Source organism: Micromonospora sp. NPDC007220 (assembly GCF_040634035.1).
In the GTDB taxonomy this organism is placed as follows: Bacteria; Actinomycetota; Actinomycetes; order Mycobacteriales; family Micromonosporaceae; genus Micromonospora; species Micromonospora reichwaldensis.
Window position 1 is genome coordinate 23,709 of sequence record NZ_JBEYEU010000026.1, and the last position, 20,002, is coordinate 43,710.

The 20,002-nt window shown below is 75.5% G+C and carries 17 protein-coding genes; 8 read left to right on the plus strand and 9 right to left on the minus strand.

Going from position 1 to position 20,002, the window contains the following annotated elements; translation table 11 throughout:
- Window positions 1-122: 122 nt before the first annotated feature.
- From ABZ573_RS28080 to ABZ573_RS28090, 3 genes are all read right to left on the minus strand, one after another.
- Window positions 123-1,295 (minus strand): alanine--tRNA ligase-related protein, encoded by a 1,173-nt coding sequence (locus ABZ573_RS28080; RefSeq protein ID WP_358122028.1) that lies wholly within the window; start codon window positions 1,293-1,295, stop codon window positions 123-125.
- 252 nt (window positions 1,296-1,547) lie between these two features.
- The gene (locus tag ABZ573_RS28085) at window positions 1,548-2,690 is read right to left on the minus strand and encodes an acyl-CoA desaturase (RefSeq protein ID WP_327028069.1); all 1,143 of its coding nucleotides are present in this window, start codon (window positions 2,688-2,690) and stop codon (window positions 1,548-1,550) included.
- A gap of 14 nt (window positions 2,691-2,704) precedes the next feature.
- Window positions 2,705-3,796 carry a ferredoxin reductase gene (locus ABZ573_RS28090; RefSeq protein ID WP_151457448.1) on the minus strand — a complete coding sequence of 364 codons (1,092 nt, stop codon included), beginning with the start codon at window positions 3,794-3,796 and terminating at the stop codon, window positions 2,705-2,707.
- A gap of 84 nt (window positions 3,797-3,880) precedes the next feature.
- Here ABZ573_RS28090 and ABZ573_RS28095 point away from each other — a divergent pair, with 84 nt between their 5' ends.
- From ABZ573_RS28095 to ABZ573_RS28125, 7 genes are all read left to right on the plus strand, one after another.
- On the plus strand, window positions 3,881-5,119 hold the full coding sequence (locus ABZ573_RS28095; RefSeq protein WP_327028067.1) for a helix-turn-helix domain-containing protein: 1,239 nt from the start codon (window positions 3,881-3,883) through the stop codon (window positions 5,117-5,119).
- A gap of 245 nt (window positions 5,120-5,364) precedes the next feature.
- Window positions 5,365-6,759: a hypothetical protein gene (locus ABZ573_RS28100; protein ID WP_151452386.1), complete on the plus strand. Its 1,395-nt coding sequence runs from the start codon at window positions 5,365-5,367 to the stop codon at window positions 6,757-6,759.
- Complete coding sequence (locus ABZ573_RS28105; protein WP_358122031.1) at window positions 6,756-7,838, plus strand: transporter substrate-binding domain-containing protein; 1,083 nt, start codon at window positions 6,756-6,758, stop codon at window positions 7,836-7,838. Before ABZ573_RS28100 ends, ABZ573_RS28105 begins: the two co-directional genes overlap by 4 nt.
- 14 nt (window positions 7,839-7,852) lie before the next feature.
- Window positions 7,853-8,722 carry a hypothetical protein gene (locus tag ABZ573_RS28110; RefSeq protein WP_151452388.1) on the plus strand — a complete coding sequence of 290 codons (870 nt, stop codon included), beginning with the start codon at window positions 7,853-7,855 and terminating at the stop codon, window positions 8,720-8,722.
- A complete protein-coding gene (locus ABZ573_RS28115) occupies window positions 8,719-10,896 on the plus strand; it encodes a serine/threonine-protein kinase (protein ID WP_151452389.1) in 2,178 nt (725 codons plus the stop codon). Before ABZ573_RS28110 ends, ABZ573_RS28115 begins: the two co-directional genes overlap by 4 nt.
- A 35-nt stretch (window positions 10,897-10,931) precedes the next feature.
- Window positions 10,932-12,383: a VWA domain-containing protein gene (locus tag ABZ573_RS28120; protein ID WP_151452390.1), complete on the plus strand. Its 1,452-nt coding sequence runs from the start codon at window positions 10,932-10,934 to the stop codon at window positions 12,381-12,383.
- Between the two features lie 6 nt (window positions 12,384-12,389).
- Window positions 12,390-14,120 (plus strand): hypothetical protein, encoded by a 1,731-nt coding sequence (locus ABZ573_RS28125; protein WP_358122034.1) that lies wholly within the window; start codon window positions 12,390-12,392, stop codon window positions 14,118-14,120.
- Window positions 14,121-14,152: 32 nt separating this feature from the next.
- On the opposite strand, the gene ABZ573_RS28130 is transcribed toward ABZ573_RS28125, so the two are convergent.
- The 5 genes from ABZ573_RS28130 to ABZ573_RS28150 all read right to left on the minus strand — a co-directional run bounded on the left by ABZ573_RS28130 (window position 14,153) and on the right by ABZ573_RS28150 (window position 17,681).
- Window positions 14,153-14,533 (minus strand): VOC family protein, encoded by a 381-nt coding sequence (locus ABZ573_RS28130; protein ID WP_151452392.1) that lies wholly within the window; start codon window positions 14,531-14,533, stop codon window positions 14,153-14,155.
- Window positions 14,534-14,554: 21 nt separating this feature from the next.
- Window positions 14,555-14,800, minus strand: coding sequence for a DUF5988 family protein (locus ABZ573_RS28135; RefSeq protein WP_327028061.1), 246 nt, complete (start codon window positions 14,798-14,800; stop codon window positions 14,555-14,557).
- Between the two features lie 254 nt (window positions 14,801-15,054).
- A complete protein-coding gene (locus ABZ573_RS28140; protein WP_151452394.1) occupies window positions 15,055-15,792 on the minus strand; it encodes an ABC transporter permease in 738 nt (245 codons plus the stop codon).
- Complete coding sequence (locus ABZ573_RS28145; protein ID WP_358122037.1) at window positions 15,789-16,730, minus strand: ABC transporter ATP-binding protein; 942 nt, start codon at window positions 16,728-16,730, stop codon at window positions 15,789-15,791. Before ABZ573_RS28145 ends, ABZ573_RS28140 begins: the two co-directional genes overlap by 4 nt.
- 276 nt (window positions 16,731-17,006) lie before the next feature.
- Window positions 17,007-17,681, minus strand: coding sequence for an HAD-IA family hydrolase (locus tag ABZ573_RS28150; RefSeq protein ID WP_358122039.1), 675 nt, complete (start codon window positions 17,679-17,681; stop codon window positions 17,007-17,009).
- Window positions 17,682-17,917: 236 nt separating this feature from the next.
- Between ABZ573_RS28150 and ABZ573_RS28155 the strand changes: the two genes are divergently transcribed.
- Complete coding sequence (locus tag ABZ573_RS28155) at window positions 17,918-19,327, plus strand: acyl-CoA synthetase (RefSeq protein ID WP_327028059.1); 1,410 nt, start codon at window positions 17,918-17,920, stop codon at window positions 19,325-19,327.
- Here the strand turns inward: ABZ573_RS28155 and ABZ573_RS28160 are convergent.
- Window positions 19,324-19,986, minus strand: coding sequence for a 4'-phosphopantetheinyl transferase superfamily protein (locus ABZ573_RS28160; RefSeq protein WP_151452398.1), 663 nt, complete (start codon window positions 19,984-19,986; stop codon window positions 19,324-19,326). The genes ABZ573_RS28155 and ABZ573_RS28160 overlap by 4 nt on opposite strands.
- Between the last annotated feature and the right edge of the window lie 16 nt (window positions 19,987-20,002).

Genomic DNA, 20,002 nt, shown 5'->3' on the forward strand with positions numbered 1-20,002 from the left:
GTCCCCGGACGGCAGCGACGGCCCGGGCCCGGACGGCAGCGGCGACCCCTCCGGCGTCGGCGCGGCGAGCGCCGCCGCCACCTGTCCCCCGGGCAACGGGCGACGGGCAACGGGCGAGGAGGTCAGGCCACCTCGGCGAGCAGATTGTCGACGAGGTCGCGCGGCAGCCCGTGGGTGTCGTGCAGATCGCGGTAGTCCGCCTCGGTCAGCGGTCCCCGGGACCGGCGCCGGGAGACCACCGGCCGCCCGCGTCGCAGCAGCTCCCGGAACCGCCGTTCCTCGACGGAGAACACGTCCCGCACCTCGGCCACGCCGACGGACTGGCGGAACCCGTCGAGGGTGTGCCGTACCGGCCCGGTCGGCAGGTCGGACAGGGTCCTGGACGCGTCGTCGCGCCACAGCGTGGTGAGCGTCCGGCGCAACAGCCGGCGCAGCACGTAGCCGCGGCCGGTGTTCGAGGGCCGTACGCCGTCGCCGACCATCGCCACGCCCGTGCGCAGGTGGTCGCCGACGAGGCGCAGCGACGCGTCGCGCAGGCCCCACACGTCGGACACGTCGTGAACCCACGGCACGAGGCCCTCGCCCTCGTGGACCGAGCGGTGCCCGCGCAGCACCATCTCCAGCCGTTCGAGGCCCATCCCGGTGTCCACGTTGGGCTGCCGCAGCGGCGTCAGTCGGCCGTCGCCGTGCCGGTGGTAGCGCATCCCCACGTGGTTCCAGACCTCCATCCACCGCTCGTCGGTGCCGGGGGTGCCGTCAGGCGGGCCGTCGCCGGTCCAGACGAAGATCTCGGTGTCGGGTCCGCACGGCCCCGTCGGGCCGTTGGACCACCAGTTCTCCTCCCCCGTCAGCTCCACGGGCACACCCAGCTCACCCCACGTGCGCAGCGAGGGCTCGTCCGGGCCGACCCGGTCGTCGCCGCCGAAGACCGTCACGTGCATCCGGTCGTGCGGCACGCCGAAGCCGTCGCGCAGCAGCTCGTAGCCCCACCGCACGCTGCGGGGCAGGTCGTAGTCGCCGAGCGACCAGGAGCCCAGCATCCGGAACAGGGTCAGGTGGGTGGAGTCGCCCACCTCGTCCAGGTCGGTGGTGCGCAGGCAGCGCTGCACGTTCACCAGCCGCCGGCCCAGCGGGTGGGGCCGACCCTCCAGGTAGGGGGTCAGGGGGTGCATCCCGGAGGTGGTGAAGAGCACCGGGTCGCCCGGCGGCGGGATCAGGGAGCCGTCGGGCACGAGTTCGTGGCCGCGCTCGCGGAAGAAGTCGAGGAAGGTGCGGCTGATCGGGTCGTACGTCATGGTGGTGGCCTTTCCGGGTGGGACGACCGGAAAGGGTCCGCCGGGGACCGGCGGGCCGACGGGAACGAGAAGCCGGCGGACCGTTTCCGGTCGCCGGCGGGTGATGGTGAGGTCAGGCGGCAGCGACCGACGAGCGCGAAGCTCGCGCGGCCGCGGCGGCGAAGAAATGCCTGATCTCCATGCCCCGACTGTACGGGGACGCCGCGCCGCCGCCCAGCGCGTTTCGCGGCGGGCGGCGGCGTCGGGGGCGGGTCAGACGCCGGACGTGGCGAGCGCCGGCGCGGGGCGGTCGTCGACCCGGCGGGGCGCCTTCCGGTTCGGCAGCGACAGCCGGACGACCTTCTTCCACGCGGAGAAGACCTGCCGGGGCAGCGAGCCGGTGGTGTACTTCAGCCCGTAGCGGTCGAACAGGGCCCGCACCTCGGGGGCGATCTCCTGGTAGCGGTTGCTGGGCAGGTCCGGGAAGAGGTGGTGCTCGATCTGGAACGACAGGTTGCCGGTCATGATGTGCATCAGCCGGCTGCCGCTGATGTTGGCCGAGCCGAGCATCTGGCGCAGGTACCACTCGCCGCGGGTCTCGCCCTCGATCGAGCGCCGGGAGAAGGTCTCCACGCCCTCCGGGAAGTGCCCGCACATGATCACCGAGTGGCTCCACAGGTTGCGCAGGAGGTTGGCGGTGAAGGTGGCGGCCAGCGTGTGCAGGAACGAGGGCCCGGACAGCAGCGGGTGCAGCACGTAGTCCTTGAGCACCTGCCGGCGGATCTTGCGGCCCACCGCGCGGGCCCGGGCCCGGAACTCCGGCTTCTTGTGCCGGCCCTTGCGCAGGTTGCGCCCCAGCTCCAGGTCGTACGCGGCGATGCCGTACTCGAAGAAGCAGGCGTTGATGAAGTTCCACAGCGGCTGCCCCAGGTGGAACGGGTGCCACCGCTGGTCCTCGTCGACGCGCATGATGCCGTAGCCGAGGTCGTTGTCCTTGCCGAGGACGTTCGTGTACGTGTGGTGCAGCTCGTTGTGCGAGTGCTTCCACTGGTCGGCGGGCGAGACGTGGTCCCACTCCCAGGTGGTGGAGTGGATCTTCGGGTCGCGCATCCAGTCCCACTGGCCGTGCAGGACGTTGTGGCCGACCTCCATGTTCTCCAGGATCTTGGCCGCGGTCAGGCCGGCCGTGCCCACGATCCAGGCGGGCGGGAAGAGGGAGAACAGCAGCACGACCCGGCTGCCCAGTTCCAGCTTGCGCTGCGTCGAGATGACCCGGCGGATGTACGCGGCGTCCCGCTCGCCCCGGTCGGCGACCACCCGGGCGCGGATCGCGTCGAGTTCCCTGCCGATGGTCTCGATGTCCTCGGCGGTGAGGTGGGCGATCGGGTTGTCGGGCTTGTTCTGGATCACGGTCACGTCAGGTACTCCGGTCAGTGGTCGATGTCGCAGGGGCCGGCCGCCGCCGACACGCAGGTCTGGATGCGGACGCCGTCGCCGGGCACCGCCGTGGTCAGTTCCCCGTTGCGCAGGTCCCGGACCGCGCCCTGGCGCAGCGGCAGGACGCAGCCGAAGCAGATGCCCATCCGGCAGCCCGAGGGCATCAGCACCCCGGCGTTCTCGCCGGCGTCGAGCAGCGGGGTGGCGCCGTCGGCGTCGACGGTGACGCCCGAGCGGGCGAAGGTGACGGTGCCGCCCTCGCCGGGCGAGATGACGGTCGGCCGGAACCGCTCGGTGTGCAGCCGGTCGCCGCGCCCCCCGGCCGTCCAGTGCTCCTCGAGGGCGTCGAGCAGGCCGAGCGGGCCGCAGGCCCAGGTCTCCCGGTCGAGGTGGTCGGGCACGAGGCGGTCGAGGTCGGCCACGGTGAGCAGCCCGTCGGCGTCGGTGTGCCGCTCCACCAGCCGGATCGCGCCCCGCGCGGCCAGGTCCCGCAGCTCGGCGCCGAAGATCACGTCGGCGGGGGTCGGCGCCGAGTGCACCACGACGACGTCGGCGTCGCCCGCCACGCCGGCGCGCAGCATCCCCATCACGGGGGTGACGCCGCTGCCCGCGGTCACGAAGAGCACCCGGGCCGGCGGCCGGCCCGGCAGCACGAAGTCGCCCTGGGCCTGGTCGAGCTGCACCAGCGTCCCGGGCCGGGTCCGCCGGACGAGATGGTTGCTGACGACCCCGTCGGGGATGGCCTTCACGGTGACCGAGATCGGCCCGCCCCGGCGCGCGGGGGGCGAGGTGACCGAGTAGGCCCGCCACTGGCGTACGCCGTCGACGTCGACGCCGAGGCGGACGTACTGCCCGGGGGTGTGCCCGCGCCAGTCGCGGCCGGGCCGGATCACCAGCGTCGCCGCGTCGGCGGTCTCGGGCCGCACGGCGAGGATCCGGCCGCGCAGGTCGGCGCCGGAGCGCAGCGGGGCGACCAGGTCGAGGTAGTCGTCGGGCAGCAGCGGGGTGGTGACCGACGCGGCCAGCCGAAGGATCCGGCCCCGCAGGGCCGCCTTCCCGGAGGGGTTCGGGACGGTGGTGGTCATGATTCGATGGTCGCGGCAGAATGGCATAAAATCTTGACCTGCGAAGGTGAACCGGACGAGGCTTTTTGTGCGGAGGGAACAAACGTGTCCGAACGCTCGGAGGCCACGCGGCGCGCGGCCCGCCTCGAGTTGGACGTCCGGGTGGCCGGCGCGCTGCACGACCGGCTGCCCCTGCTCGCCGAACGCACGGTGACCGCCATCACCGCCGAGGTGCCCAGCTACTCCGGCGCCCTGACCGGTCAGATGCGCGAGAAGATCGAGACTGCGGTGCAGATCGCGCTCGGCACGTTCCTCCAGCTCATCGGCCGTTCCCACGGCGGCGACCCGAGCACCCCGCTGGTCGGCGCACTGGAGGCCGCGTACGCCCTCGGCAGCGGCGAGGCGCGCTCCGGCCGGAGCATGGACGCCCTGCTCGCCGCGTACCGCGTCGGCGCCCGCGTCTCCTGGCGGGAGATGTCCACCACCACCGTGCAGGGCGGGTCGTCCGCCGCCACCGTCGCCGAGTTCGCCGAGCTGATGTTCGCGTACATCGACGAGCTCTCCGCCGCCAGTGTGGCCGGGCACGCTGACGAGCTGGCCAGCGCCGGCCGGGCCCGGCGACGCAACCTGGAGCGGCTCACCCAGCGGCTGCTCGCCGGGGAGCCCGAGGAGGCGCTGCTGCGCAGCGCCGAGCGGGCCGACTGGCCGCCGCCGCAGACCCTCACCGTCGTCCTGCTGCCCCGGGCCAACCTCCGCGCGGCGCTCGCCCGGCTGCACCCGCACACCCTGGAGAGCGGCGACGACCTCCCGGCGGGCGGGGCGGGCGAGGACCTGGCGGTGCTGCTGGTGCCCGACACGCACGGTGAGCGGCGGCGGCAGCTCGCCCGGGTGCTGCACGGCCGCCGCGCCCTGCTCGGCCCCGCCCGGCCCTGGGCCCTGGTCGCCTCCTCCTACCAGCGGGCGGTCCGGGCCCTGTCGCTCGGCCTGCGTCCGGCCGACGACGGGCCGGCGCTGGACACCGAGGAGCACCTGGCCGAGCTGGTGCTGAGCACCGACCCGGAAGGGCTCGCCGACCTGCGCGCCCGGGTCCTGGCGCCGCTCGCGTCGCTGCCGCCCGGCACCGCCGACCGGCTCGCCGAGACCCTGCGCTCCTGGCTGCTGCACCAGGGCCGGCGCGACGACGTGGCCGCCGACCTCTTCGTGCACGCGCAGACCGTCCGCTACCGGATGGGCAAGCTCCGCGAGCTGTACGGCGAGCGCCTGACCGACCCGGCGACCGTCCTCGACCTCACCCTCGCCCTGGCCTTCCCACCCCGGGCCGAGGCCGACGACCCAGCCCCCTGACCGGACCGGCCGCTCCCCTGCGTGGCCGACCGGTGACGCTCAGGTCAGATACCGGACAAACGCGTGCCACCCGTGCAGCCGCGGTGCCACCCTGGTCCTCCCCCGCCCGCGATCACCCACCTGCTATCGGACTCCGCCGCAGGCCACCCGGGTGACCGCCCGGCGGGGCGGACGGGGCCGCCTCCGGTACCGCGACGCCTTCCGCCAGGAGGCCGCCGGAGGCCCCGGCGAGCGGGAGGACGGGCATGGCGTCGCACACGGGGGACGAGCCCGGGGCCGACCGGCCCGCCCCGGCCAGCGGGCCGACCCGCTCCGTCGGCACCGGCCGGCTCCGCGACGCGCTCCGGACGACCCCGGCGCTGATCGTGCTCAGCGGCGCCGTACTGGTCGCCGCGCTGGCCGCCACCGCCGCCGTCGCCGTGCAGTCCCGCGCGTCGGCCACCACGCTGGGCGAGCGGTCCGCGGCGACCGCCGTGGGCACCAGCACGACCGCCCGGCAGATCTACCAGGGCCTCGCCGACGCGGACGTCGCGGCCAGCGCCGTCTTCCTGCTGCCGCCGGCCGAGGACCGACGGGCCCCGCTGGTGGCCGCCTACGACGCGTCCGTCCACGAGGTGGAGCGCACGCTGACCGACTCGATGGGCAACGCCGTCGGCGACCCGGACCGGCTCACCCGGCTGGCGACCATCGCCGCCCGGTTGAAGGTCTACCGCGACGTGGTGTGCGCCGCCCTGCGGGTCGCCGGTCCGCTCTCCGCGACGGCCACGGGCAACCGGCAGCCCTGCCCGCCGGCCGGGGCGGCGGAGCAGGCCGGGACGGGCAGTCCGGCGGCCCGCGCGGTGCTCGCCTCGGCCTACGCGCGGGAGGCGTCGCACTACATGTCCACCGAGCTGCTCACCGCGGCCCAGGGCCTGTGGAACTACGACACCAGGCTCCTGCTCGACGCCCGCGCCGACGCCCGGCCCTGGCTGGCCGCGTCCGTGCTGGTGCCGCTGGGCGCCCTCGCCGCCCTGGTGGTGGTGCAGGTGTGGCTGCGCCGGCGGACCCGGCGCCGGCTGAACGCGGGCCTGCTGCTGGCCTCGGTGGCCACCACGGCCGTGCTGGCCATGCTGGTCTCCTCGTGGTGGCACTGGCCGGACGCCGACCGGGGGTTTCCGGAACTGGAACGGGCGATCGACGCGCAGAGCGCCACCCAGCAGCGGCTCGGCGCCCTGCTGGCCGGCCGGGCCGACGTCTACCTGGGGCTCGGCGCGAGCGTCGATCCGGCCGGGCACAAGGCGGACTTCGACAGCCGGGACCTCTGCCTCGAGCCCGCCGGGGGGCGGGAACCACCGAAGGACCGGATCGACTGCACCGCCCTGGCGCGGGACGTCTGGCCGGCCCGGCAGATCAAGACGCCCGACGCGTTCCGCGACGCGGTCGACACCGTGCTCGCCGAGGGATCGGCGGGCCGGGCGTTCGTCGCGGCGGAGGGCCACCTGCTGACCGAACTGACCACCCGCAACGAGGAGGTCACCCGGATGGTCGACGGGCTGCCCGAGGCACGCCACCACCTGGGCGGCCCAGCCGCCTGGGTCACCCTGCTCGCCGCCGCCGGTGTGGTGGCCGGGCTGCGCCAGCGCCACCTGGAGTACCAGTGACCACACCCCGGCGGACCCCGACGCGGCCCCGGCGCCGGGCCGCGTCGCTCGCGCTCCTGGCGGCGCTGGCCGGGTGCGCCGCGCCGGCGGCACCCGCTCCCGCGCCCCCCGCGCGGCCACCGGGGGTGGCCACGACGCCGACCACCGACGCGACCGGCGGGGTCTGCCCGGTACGCCGCAGCCTCCCGCCCGACCCGACGCCCCCGCGCCAGATCCTCGACAGGGGCGAACTGGTCGCCGGCGTGGACCCGTCCGACGCCACCATGAGCCACTGGGACGCCAGCACCCAGCGGTTCGAGGGTTTCAACATCGAGCTGATGCTGGCGGTGGCCCGCGCCCTCTGGCCGGCCGACGACCCGCGCAACCGGCTGACCTTCAAGGCCGTGCCGCCCGGCCAGGGCGCCTTCGCCATGCTCGACAAGGGGGAGATCGACGTCGTCGCCACGTCGCTGACCGCGTCCTGCGAGCGGGCCCGGCGGGTGCTGTTCTCCAACGACTACCTCGACTCCGGGCAGACGGTGCTGGTCCGCAGGAACGCCGACGGCACGCCCGAGTTCGCGGGCATGGAACAGCTCGGCGGCCGGCGGGTCTGCGCCGCCACGGACACCACCTCGCTGGCGATGATCGCCGGCTACCGCACCGCGGGCGGCCTGCGGCCGGTCCCGGTGCACGCCCCGCACCCGGTCGACTGCCTGGTCATGCTGCGTCAGAAGCAGGTCGACGGGGTCAGCACCGACGACAACATCCTGCTGGGCTTCGCCCGGATGGCCCCGGACACGACGTTGGTGACCGAGGCGCCCCGGCCGGAGAGGCGGTCCTGTGACCAGCACCGGGACGAGGAATGCACCTGGTTCACCGACGAGCCGCACGCCTTCGCGTTCCGCCTGACCGACGGCCGGGAGCTGGTCGCGTTCGTCAACCACGTGCTGGCGCAGCCGCGTACGGCGGTGGTGTGGCAGCAGGCCCACGACCGGTGGCTCGCCGGGCACCGGGACCGGGGCATGCCCTCGCCCGGGCCGGTCGCCACCGGGTGGCCGCCCCCCGACCCCGCGCCGGCCACCCCCCGGCCGGCCGACTGATGGACGGTGGGCGGATGGCCGTGCGGGAACGCCTCGACGCCACCCTGGCCGCGCACGCCTGGGTCTGCGAGCACCTGCTCGACGTGCAGCAGTTGGTCACGGACGCCTTCCGGCAGCCCGACGGCCCGGCCGCCGCGCCCGCGCAGGAGGCCCGGGACCTGCTGCACCGGCTCGGCTGCCTGTCGCTGGCCCTCGACCGGCTGGTCGACGACCTCGACGGGATCGACCGGTCGACGGACGCGGGCGAGGAGGCCCTGGCCCGGCTGCTGACCGGCCCGTGCGAGGTCCGGTTCACCGCCGCCACCGGCGAGCCGGTGCAGGTGCAGGCGATGGACGTCCAGGAGATCCTGGTCGCGGCCCGCGAGCACGTGGCCCGGATCCGCCGGATCGTCGACGCGTACGGCCGGGACCGACTGGCGGTCCGGGCGCAGCGGCTGCGCTCCTCGGTCGAGCGGCTCCGGCAGCTCGCGACGGAGGCCGCCGGCGAGGGGCTGGGCGACGGGACGGATCCCCTGGCGGCGCTCGCGCTCGACGGGCTGCTGGACCGGCTCACCGCCGCCGAGGCGGCGGGCCGTGGCCAGTGGTGGCGGGGGGACGTCCAGCCGGAACGCGACGACGGCTCGCTGCGGGCCGCCGTCGACCGCGCGGTCGAGCGGACCGACACCGCGCGGCGCCGGCTGCGCCGGGGCTGCCACGTGGAGCTGACCGGCCGGCTGGAGGCGTACCGGCAGAAGGCCGCCGACGAGGGCCGGGCCGAGCACCCGCAGGTCGAGCTGGCCTACCGGGAGGCGCTGGCCGCGCTGCGCCCCGACGCCTTCACCGTGACCGCCGCGAGCCGCGCGGTGCGGGCCTACCAGCAGGCCGTGAACGGGGGTACGCGATGACGGCGAGCCGCGGCTGCGCGGAACGCAACTGCCCCGGCACCGTCGACCAGGACGGGTTCTGCCGGCTCTGGGGGCACGAGTGCGTCGGGGCCGGCGCCGGGTCCGCAGCCGCCGGCGGGCCGGTACCGGCTGCGGAGGTCGGCCCACGGCCGCTGCGTACGACGTCCCGGCCCTGGGAGCGACCGGCCGTGCTGCCGACCGCCCGGCCGCACGACCCCCTGACGGCGGTGGTGTCGCAGGCGGTCGTGCCCGAGCACTCCCGCTACTGCGGCAACACGAGCTGCCCCCGCCACCGCGGTCCCCGGCTGCCCCGGGTAGCCGGCTTCTGCCCCGACTGCGGCACCCGGTACTCCTTCACCCCGCCCCTGGCCGACGGCGACCTGCGCGCCGGGCGGTACCGGATCGAGGGCTGTCTCGGCAACGGCGGCGTCGGCTGGGTGTTCCTCGCCCGGGACGAGGACATGGACGGCGCCTGGCGGGTGCTGAAGGGGCAACGCAACCCGGAGGACCGGGAGGCCATCGCGGCGTTCGTCGCCGAGCGGCAGGCGCTGATCGCGCTGAACCACCCGAGGATCGTCACCATCACCCACGCGCTGCGGCCCGAGTCCGACCGGGACGCCGGCTACCTGGTGATGGAGTACGTCAACGGCGGCACCCTGGAGGAGGCCCGCAGCGCGGCCGGCCCGGGCGGCGGTTCCACCGCCGTGGACGTGGCGCAGGCGCTGGGATACGCCGTGCAGATCCTCGACGCCTTCGAGTACCTGCACGACCAGGGTTGGCTCTACTGCGACCTGAAGCCCGAGAACGTGATGCGGGTCGGCGGCCAGGGCACCAACGACCCGATCAAGCTGGTCGACTTCGGCGCGGCCCGCCGCATCGACAACACGGTGAGCCCGGCGTGGGGCACCGCGGGCTACACCGCGCCGGAGGTGGAACGGCTGGGGCCCGCCGGCCCGAGCGTGCGGTCGGACCTCTACACCGTCGGCCGGACCCTCGCCGCGCTGACCCTGGTGCCCCGGTCCACCGAGGTGACCCGGATCCCGCCGGGGCAGGACGTGCTGCGGCTGCCCGTGCCCGCGCGGCTCGACCCGTTCCTGCGGCTGCTCGCCCGGGCCACCGCCGCCGCGCCGGAGGACCGGTTCGCCGCCGCCGCCGAGATGCGCGAACAGGTCCGGGGCGTACGACGGCAGGTCAGCTCGGCGGCCGACGGCGTGCCCCGGCCGACCCGGTCCACCCTGTTCAGCCCGTCCGCGTGCGCCTTCGCCCTGCACACCGACCGCGACGCCCTGGACGTCGTGGAGATCATGCTCGGCCTGCCCGTACCCCTGGTCGACGGCGCCGACCCGGCCGCCGGGTTCCTCGCCTCGCTCGGCGCCGCCGACCCGGCCGAGCTCATCGAGCTGTTGCGGACCGCCCCGGAGCAGACCGCGCAGGTGACCTACCGCGCCGTCCGGGCCCACCTCGCCACCGGGCGGGTGGACGAGGCCGGCCCGCTGCTCGCCGACTTCCCCGAGGAGTCGCGGGACTGGGCGCTGTGGTGGCACCGCGCCCTGGTGGCCCTGGTGGGGCGGGACGCCGGCACCGCCCGGCGCTGGTTCGCGCAGGTCTACGGCTGGCTGCCCGGCGAGGTGTCCACGCGGCTCGCGTACGCGGTGGCCTGCGAACTCGACGGTGACCCGCGCACGGCGGCCGACCACTACCAGGGGGTGTGGGACGCCGACCCGGGCGTGGTGGGCGCGGCGTTCGGGCTGGCCCGCTGCCTGCTGGCGACGGCGGACGCGCGCAGCGCGGCGGACGCCCTGCTGCGGGTGCCGGAGTCCTCCCGCGCCTCGACGGCGGCGGTGACCTGTGCGGTGCGCATCCTGCTCGACGCGCCGGACGACGGGCACCGGCTCGACACGGCGCTCGACGCCGCCGCGATCGTCGACAAGCTGCCCCCGTTCGGCGAACGCGAGGAGGTGGAGGCGCACATCCTGCGGATCGCGCTGCACTGCGACCTGACCGAGGAGCGCCACGGCGGCCGGCGGCTGTTCGGTCACCGGCTCGACGAGGACGCCCTCCGTCGCGCCTTCGAGCGCCGCTGCCGCTCCCGCGCCCGGCGCACCGCCGACCGGCGCGAGCGGATCGCGCTCGTCGAGCTGGCCAACGCGTACCGGCCGGTGACGTGGTGGTGATCCCGGCCGCCGGCCCCGACGGAAAGAGGTCACCCGTGTCCCCCGCCAACGATCTGCCGCTGCGGCTGCGCGCGCACCACACCGAGTGCGTCTCCGCCGACGGGGCGGTCCTCGACGTGGTCGCCACCGTCCGGGGCGAGGAACCCGTCCATGCCGACGTCCGGCACGACGACCTCGCGGAGGTGATCCTGCTCGACTCCTCAGGCTCGATGGGCGCGCCCCAGGCCAAGATGCGCGCCGCCCGGCGGGCCACCGCCGCGGCCATCGACGCCCTGCCCGACGGGGTCGCGTTCGCTGTGGTGGCCGGCACCGCCCGCGCCACGATGGTCTACCCGAGCGACCGGCGGCTGGCGGTCGCCGACGAGACCACCCGGGCCGCCGCCCGCAACGCGTTGCGGCACGTGACGCCGCACGGCGGCACCGCCATCGGCACGTGGCTGCTGCTGGCCCGCCACCTGCTGGCCACACGACCGGACGCGATCGGGCACGTCATCCTGCTCACCGACGGACGCAACGAGTCCCAGCTCCCCGCCGACCTGCGGGCAGCGGTGGACGACTGCGTCGGCCGGTTCACCGTCGACTGCCGCGCCATCGGCTCCGCCGACGGCGTGCACGACTGGGACGCGGCGGAACTGCTCGGCATCGCGGAGGCGTTGGGCGCCAACCCCGTCGTGCCGGTCGAGGACCTCACGGGGCTCGCCGACGACTTCCGGGCGGTGCTGACCCGCGCGATGTCCCGGCGGGTCCCCGACGTCCGGCTCCGGGTGCGCACCACCGGACTGGCCCGGGTCCGCTTCGTCAAGCAGGTGCACCCGGCGCTGGCCGACCTGAGCGGGCGCGGCGAGCCGGCCGGCGAGCTGGGCACCGACTACCCGGTCGGCGCGTGGAGCCCGCACGACCAGCGGGACTACCACGTCGCCCTGGAGGTCGACGCGATGGCGCCCGGGGTGAGCCGGCGCATCGGCTGGTTGAGCGTCCACGCGGGCGCGGCCACCACGCCGGTCGAGGTGCCACTCGACGTGGAGTGGACCGAGGACGCACTGCGGTACTCGGAGATCAACGAGAGCGTCGCGTACTACACCCGCCAGCAGGACTACGCGGCGGCGGTCCAGCGGGGGCTGGCCGCCGCCCGGGCGGGCCGGGTCGTCGAGGCGGAGGAGCAGCTCGGGCGCGCGGTGGCGCTCGCCCACGCCACGGGCCGCGACGACGACGTCGCCCTGCTCGCCCGCGTCGTGGACGTCCTGGACGCCGCCGACGGCCGGGTCCGCCTCAAGCCCGACGTCGACGTCCGACTCACGCAGTCCTCCCTGGTCGTGGCGCACCACACGTCCCGGTGGGGACCGCAGGAGCCGCCGGCGCAGCGGGTCGCGCCGGCCGGACCGCCCGCGCCGTGGCGGCACTGCCGCGAGGAGCAGACCGGCGCGTACTGCCAGGGATGCGGCACCCACCACCTGTCGGCGGACCGGCCGGGCGCGGGCCGGTCCTGACCGCCGATGGACCTGGACGTCTCGGACAAGGTCGCCAGCGTCGTCAGCGGCACGCTGGCGCTCGTCACCGCGGTCGTCGCCGTCCGCCGCCACTCCCGGGGCCGGCGCGGCTGGTGGGCCGCGCTGCGCCCGGTCTGGCGCGGCGAGGCCGACGCCGGCATCGTCCACCCGCACCGCTTCGGCGGCTACGTCAAGCCGCTGTCCGAGGTGTACGTGCCGCGCCGCGCGGTGCCACGGCTCGCCGCGTCCGGCGACGGCGACGGCGTCGACGTGGCGGACCTGCTCACCGGCGCCGGCAACGTGCTGCTGATCGGGGAGCCGGGCAGCGGGAAGACGGCGCTCGTGCGCTACGAGAGCGCCCGCTCGGCGCAGCGGTGGCTCGCCGGGCGCGGGCGGCGACGGCGCTGCCCGCCCGGGCCGGTGCTGGTGAGCCTGCCGGCCGCCGCCCTGGTGCGCCAGCCGCTGTCCGCGGCGCTCGCCGAGGCGTACCCGCGCGACGGCGCCCCGCTCGACGTCGAACAGGCCCCCGCCCCCGGCCGGCGGTGGCTGGTCTGCGTCGACGCGCTCGACGCAGTGGCCGACCCGGACGAACGGGCCGTCGTCCTGAACCGCCTCGCGGAGCTGGCCCGCTCCCCCGGCCCGGCCGGCCCGTCGAGGCCCTGGCGGGTCATGGTGACCACGCGGCACCTGGCGGAGGACGAGCTGGCCGTGCTGGGCGACGGTTATCCGGCGTACCACCTGGCGCACTTCACCGACGCGGACGTGGCGCTGCTGGCGGCCCGCTGGTTCCCCGACGCCGGCACGGCCCGCAGGTTCCTGGACTGGACCCACGCCCAGCGCATCACCGGGCCGGTGCACAACCCGCTCACCGCCACCGTCGCGGTGCTGGTCTGGGAGGGCGGGCAGGCGGAGGCGGCCACGCCGGCGGGCCCGGCCGCCCTGCTCGACGAGTTCGTCCGCGCCCTGCTGCGCGGCGGCCGGGCCAGCCTCGACGCCGCCTGCGCGGCGCTGCGGCACCGCCCGCCCGACGGCGAGGCGGTCGCCGCCTGGCTGGACACCCGGCACACCGACCTCGTCGAGGTGGCGGCGACCGCCGCCGTCGCTGGCGCCGACCCGGTGGCGGCGGTCGTCGACTGGTCGGCGGCCCACGCCCCGGCTGTCCCGGCGACGGTGCTGCCCGACTGGCCCGCGCGGGTACGGCAGATCCTGCTCGCCACCGACCTCTTCCGGGCCGACCGCCACGCCCTGGCCTCGGTCTGGCCCAGCCTGGTGGAGTACCTGGCGGCCGGGCCGCTCGCCCGCGACTGGCGGCCGGACGAGTGGGTGACGCTGATGAACACCGGCTCGGCGCGGTTCGTCGCGTTGCAGGCGATCAGCCGGGCCGCCGTCACGCCGGCCTTCCTGCGCGCCCGGCTGACCGAGCCGGTCGGGGCGATCGCCGCGGGTCACCTGCTCGCCGGCCGGGGCACGGCCGCCGCTGGCGCGCCGGCGTTCCGGGCGGACGTGCTGGCGGCGCTGCTCACCCACTGGTCCGGCGGCGCGGACGGTCCCGGCGGCCGGGACGCCGCCCGGGAGTGCTTCTCGCTGCTGACGACGCTGGCGGCGGACCGCGCCGACCGGGACCTGCTGCACGAGATCGCCGCGGATCCCCGGCGGTCGGGTGAGGTCCGCCGGGCGGCGGCGCTCTTCTTCGCCCTGCGCACCCGCAACGCCCACCGCTCCCGCGCGGTGCGATGACCGACGCAGCGGTGGGCGTCGCGGGTGTTCGCCTACGCCGCCCGCTGCGGGCCGACGACGGTCCAGCACAGGCCGGCGGGATCGCGCAGCGTCACCTGGCGCGACGGATCCGCCGGCGTCTCGACGCGGGCACCGGCGGCCACCGCCCGCCGCAGCACCGACTCGGGGTCGGTCCGCTCGATGGTCAGCACGTCGTCGCGGCTCTCCACCGCCGACGGCGCGCCCGCCTCGTACCACTCGCTGACGGTCAGGCGGTGGCCGCCGACGGCCAGTTCCGCGTGCAGGACGTGCCCGTCGAGCAGACACTCCCGTACGATCGCGACGGCGTCGAAGACATCCGTGTAGAAGGCGATGGCCTCGTTCGTGTCGCTGACCGTCAGGTGGGGACCCGGCCGGTGGTTCTGTGCCCTCATGTGACTGGTGCCGCCCTTCCCCTACTCGGCGATCCGGGTCCGACCGGTCCAGCGGAAGACCACCGGAAGGTCGACCGCCGGCGGGGTGGCGCCCCGTTCGAAGTGCTCGTACCCGCCGTAGTGCAGGACCTTGATCTTCTCCTCCACCCGCGCCACCTGGCGGCTGCGCAGGTCGGTCGGCAGATCGACCGGACCGCCCTCCAGGACGACGTCGATGACGCCGACTGCGTCCCGGGTGACCGGATCAGCTTGCGAAACGTCCTTCATGGCACGACCTCCGTCGCATTCCGCACACCTCGGACGAGCCGCCGCACGGCGGCAGACACGTCCACACAGGCCTGACGACACCCGTTGCCGGGTGAACGGACGCTTCGCGGTCGAACGTCCTTGTCCGGTGACCGGGCGCCCGTTCTGCTCCGAACGTAATCCAGATCACATTCGGCGGACACCCTTAGGCCACCCCTAGGAACGGCCCTGGGCAGCGACGACGTCCCCCGCACCGGCCACGCGGGTGCGGAGGATCACTCCCAGCGGAAGAACCGGGTGGCCGCCGCGGAGCCGACCACGGCCGTCACCGCCAGGGCGATCAGCTGCGGCAACTCCGGGTTGGCACCCGCCCACGCCGCACCGAGGGTGTCCACCGTGGCGCCCAGCGGCGAGTAGTCGGCGATGGCGGCCAGCGCGCTCGGCATCCGGTCGCGGGGCAGCCAGGCGCCCGCCAGGAAGAGCAGCGGGAAGAACAGCGCGGGGCCGATCGACTGCGCCGCCCGGGCGGACGGCGCCAGCGCCGCGATCAGCAGACCGACGGCGAAGAGGCACGCCACCCCGAGCAGGAAGGCCAGCACGAACCCGGGAACGTTGGCCGGCGCCGGCTGGTCCAGCAGGAACCGTACGGCGATCGCGGTGACCACCGCGCCGAGGACGCCCATCACGAGGTTGACCACCACCTGCGCCACCAGCAGAAGGGCGGGCTGCACCGGAGTCGTCGCCAGGCGGCGCAGCACCCGGCGTTCCCGGTAGATGCCGAGCGCCATCGGCAGGGTGAAGAGCGCGAGCATGCCGATGGTGAGGGCAAGCGCCAGGGACGGCAGGAAGGTCTGCTCGGCGTGCTGCCCGGTGTCGGCGGCCGTGCCGGCGCGCTGCGGCAACCCGAAGACGAGCATCAGGCCGATCGGCAGGGCGAACACGAAGAACAACGACACCGGTTCCCGCAGGAACAGCTTCGTCTCGACGGCGATCAGCTTGGACAGGGCGCTCACGACGACCTCCCGTCGGTCGGGGACTGCGCGGCGGTCCGGCCCGAACGGCCGGTGAGGGAGACGAACGCGTCGTCGAGGGTGGGCTGCTCGACCCGCAGCCCGTCGTAGCGGATCCCGCGCCCGTTGAGCACGGACATGACCGACTGGAGCACGTCCTTCGTGCCGGTCACCGTCACCTCGTCGCGGTAACGGGACACCCCCGTCACGTCGGGCGCCGCGAGCAGCAGGGCGTCCTCGACCGGCTCGGCGGGACGGAAGTGCACCCGGTGCTCGCTGCCGACCCAGGTCAGCAGGCCGGCGGGGCTGTCGATGGCCACCACCCGCCCCTTGTCGATGATCGCGAGCCGGTCGCAGAGGCGTTGCGCCTCCTCCATGAAGTGGGTGACCAGCACGACGGTGACGCCCCGGTCGCGAATCCGCTCGACCAGGTCCCAGGTGTCCCGGCGGCCCTGCGGGTCGAGGCCGGTGGTCAGCTCGTCGAGGATGGCGACCTCCGGCCTGCCGACCAGTGCCAGAGCCACCGACAACCGCTGCTTCTGCCCGCCGGAGAGCTTCTGGAAGTAGGTGTTGCGCTGCTCGGCCAGGCCGAGGTCGGTCAACAGCTCGTCGATGTCGGCCCGGTTGCGGTAGAAGGACCGGTACAGGTCCAGCGCCTCCCACACCCGCACCTTGTCCGGCAGCTGGCTCTCCTGGAGCTGGGCGCCGACGCGCTGCCGCACCTCGGTGCGGTCGCGGATCGGGTCGAGCCCGAGCACCCGGATGGTGCCGCCGTCGGGACGACGCAACCCCTGCACGCACTCGACCGTGGTGGTCTTGCCGGCCCCGTTCGGGCCGAGCACGCCGAAGATCTCGCCCTGTTCCACGGTGAAGGAGACGTCGTCGACCGCGATCTTCTCGCCGTACCGTTTCTGCAGATGATCGACTTCGATGACCGGCATTGGGGGTGGTCCTCCTTCACGTGCGGGTTGCCGTCGAGAAGGGCGGGACCCCTCGGCTGATCGCGGCGTCGGCTTGCGGGAACGGGCCGGGTCGGCCGGAGCCGGCCGACCGACGCCCGACATCATCCGGCCAACCGATGCGCCGATCAACTGATCGGCTGACAAATCGGGGGTATCGAACCGGGAATCGGCCCCGGACAGGGGTGCCGACCGCGAACGTGGCGCGGGGGCAGGGGTGCCGGCCGGTCACCGCAGGTGTCCGTCCACGCGGGTCGGTCACCGGCGGGCCGGGCAGAACGGCAGCAGCTCGTCGAGTCGGGTCAGGACGACGTCCGGGCCGGCGGCGCGCAGGGTCTCCTCGTCGGACTCGCCCCACAGCGCGGCCACCGCCAGCACCCCGGCCGCCCGCGCGCTGGCCAGGTCGCTGGGGGCGTCGCCGACCATCAGCGCCTCCCCGGGGCGGGCCCCGAGCAGGCGCAGCGCCCGCCGCACGATGTCCGGAGCGGGCTTCGGCCGGGGCACCTCGTCCGAGCCCACCACGTGGTCGACCAGCGGCAGCAGACCGAGCCGGCCGAGCAGGTCGCGGGCGCGGACCCCGCTGCGGCCGGTGGCCACGGCCAGCCCGATCCCCCGCCGGCGCAGGGTGCGGAGCAGCTCCGGCGCCCCGTCGACGGGGGCGACCCGGTGCGCGAGGCGGTTGCTCTCCCGCACGAACGGTCCGGCCAGCGTCGCCGGCAGGCCCATCAGCTCCAGCACCTCCGGCAGATACCGGCCCGGGTGGCGGCAGTACTCCTCGACCGGGGCGACGCCGTCGCCGACCACCTCGGCGTACGCCAGGGCGAACGCCTCCCTGGCCACGGCGAGGCTGTCGACCAGCACCCCGTCGAGGTCGAGCACCACGGCCCGGACACCGCCCGGCACCGCCGTCCACGCCGTCGCGTCCGCGACCACCGACGTCACCTCCCGCCCGTCCGACCCGGCGCGCCGCCCGGTAGGGGTGGCAGGCCGGGGTGCCCCCGACTACGGTCAGGACCGTCGTTCCGGGCCCGCCGGCGCGGCGCACCGCGCCCACCTGGATCCGCCGGCGCCCCACCGACCCTACCGGCGTCCCGGGTGCCGCCGTCCGGCCGCCGCGGCACGCCCGGCCGGACCGGCCCGGGCCCGAGCCGCTGGAGAGGGGTCGCACCATGCCGCTGCTGAGCTGGCTCGCGGGAGGCACCGACGAGCGTCCGGACGCCATCCGCGTCGACGACCGCGCGGTGTCCTGGGTGGAGCTGCGTCGCCTGGCCGCGGCGGTGGCCGACGAGCTGCACGGCGTCGACCGGGTCGCCATCGAGGCCACCGCGACCCTGGAGACAGTGGTCGGGGTGGTCGGCGCCCTCACCGCCGGAGCGGCGGTCGTGCCGGTCCCGCCGGACGCCGGGCCGATGGAGCGCGACCACATCCTGCGCGACTCGCAGGCGACGGCGCTGCTGGTCCCGACCGGCGCGGAGCGCACCGCCGAGGGCGCGGGCCGGGCCGTCGTGCCCGTCGACCTGAGCCGGCGCTCGGACACCGTCCACCCCGAGCCGGACCCGGCCAGCACCGCGGTGATCCTCTACACCAGCGGCACCACCGGCGCCCCGAAGGGCGCCGTGATCTCCCGCCGTGCCATCGCCGCCTGCCTGGACGGGCTGGCCGACGCCTGGGCGTGGACGCCGGACGACCTGCTGGTGCACGGCCTGCCGCTGTTCCACGTGCACGGGCTGGTGCTCGGCGTGCTCGGGCCGCTGCGGCTGGGTGGCCGGCTGCACCACGTGGGCCGGCCGCGACCCGAACGGTACGCCGCCGCCAAGGGCTCGGTGTACTTCGGCGTGCCGACCGTGTGGTCCCGGATCGCCGCCGACCCGGACGCGGCACGGGCACTGCGTCCGGCGCGCCTGCTCGTCTCGGGCAGCGCGGCGCTGCCGGCGGCGGTCTTCGCGGACCTCGCCACCCTCACCGGGCACCGGCCCGTCGAGCGGTACGGGATGACCGAGACCCTGATCACGGTGAGCGCCCGGGCGGACGGGCCGCGCCGGCCGGGCACCGTCGGGCTGCCGCTGCCCGGGGTGCGTACGCGGCTGGTCGACGAGAACGGCGCCACGCTCCCCGCCGACGGGGTGGCGATGGGCGAGCTCCAGGTCGACGGCCCCACCCTGTTCGACGGCTACCTGAACCGTCCGGACGCCGACGCGGCGAGCCGCACCCCGGACGGCTGGTTCCGCACCGGGGACGTCGCCACCGTCGACCCGGACGGCTGGCACCGGATCGTCGGGCGGGCGTCCACCGACCTGATCAAGAGCGGCGGCTACCGGATCGGCGCCGGCGAGGTGGAGGACGCCCTGCTGGCGCACCCGGGGGTCCGCGAGGCCGCCGTGGTGGGCACCCCGCACCCCGACCTCGGCCAGCAGGTCACCGCGTACGTGGTGGGCGACGGGGTGGACGGGGCCGAACTGATCGAATTCGTGGCCCGGCACCTGTCGGCGCACAAACGGCCACGCGAGGTACGCCTGGTCGACGCGCTGCCCCGCAACGCCCTCGGCAAGGTGCAGAAGACCAGGCTGACGGCGGACTAGGAGCGGACGGCCGGGATGCTGATCGCGGTGGCGACCAGTCCCCGCTCGACCAGGAACCTGCCGGCGAAGGTCGTCACCGGGATCCCGCCGAGGACCGGGCCGGGCACCAGCAGCCGGGCCTCGAAGGTGCCGGCCGGATCGATCACGATGTCCGCCTCCGAGAAGTCCAGCCACCGGCCGGTGAGCGGGAACCACGCCTTGTACACCGACTCCTTCGCGCTGAACAGCAGGCGGTCCCAGCAGACGGCGGGGCGGGCCGCGCCCAGCGTGGCGGTGCGCGCCAGCTCGGCCGGCAGCGCGATCGCGTCGAGCACCCCGTCGGGCAGCGGCGCGTGCGGCTCGGCGTCCACGCCGAGGGTGGCGAACGCGGTCGTACGGCCGAGGACCGCCGCCCGGTAGCCGTCGCAGTGCGTCATGCTGCCGACCACGCCGGCCGGCCAGACCGGGGCGCCGCGGGCGCCGGAGACGATCGGCACCGGCGCGAGGCCCAGCTCGCCGAGGGCCGTGCGGGCGCAGTGCCGCACGGTGGTGAACTCCCGGCGACGCTTCTCCACCGACCGGGCCACCAGCGCCTCTTCCTCGGGGAACAGGGTCAGGTCGGCGGGGTCCGTGAAGGCCTCGGCCACCGCCACGGCGGGGGGCAGGATCTGCTCGATCACGTCCGCCGATGCTAGG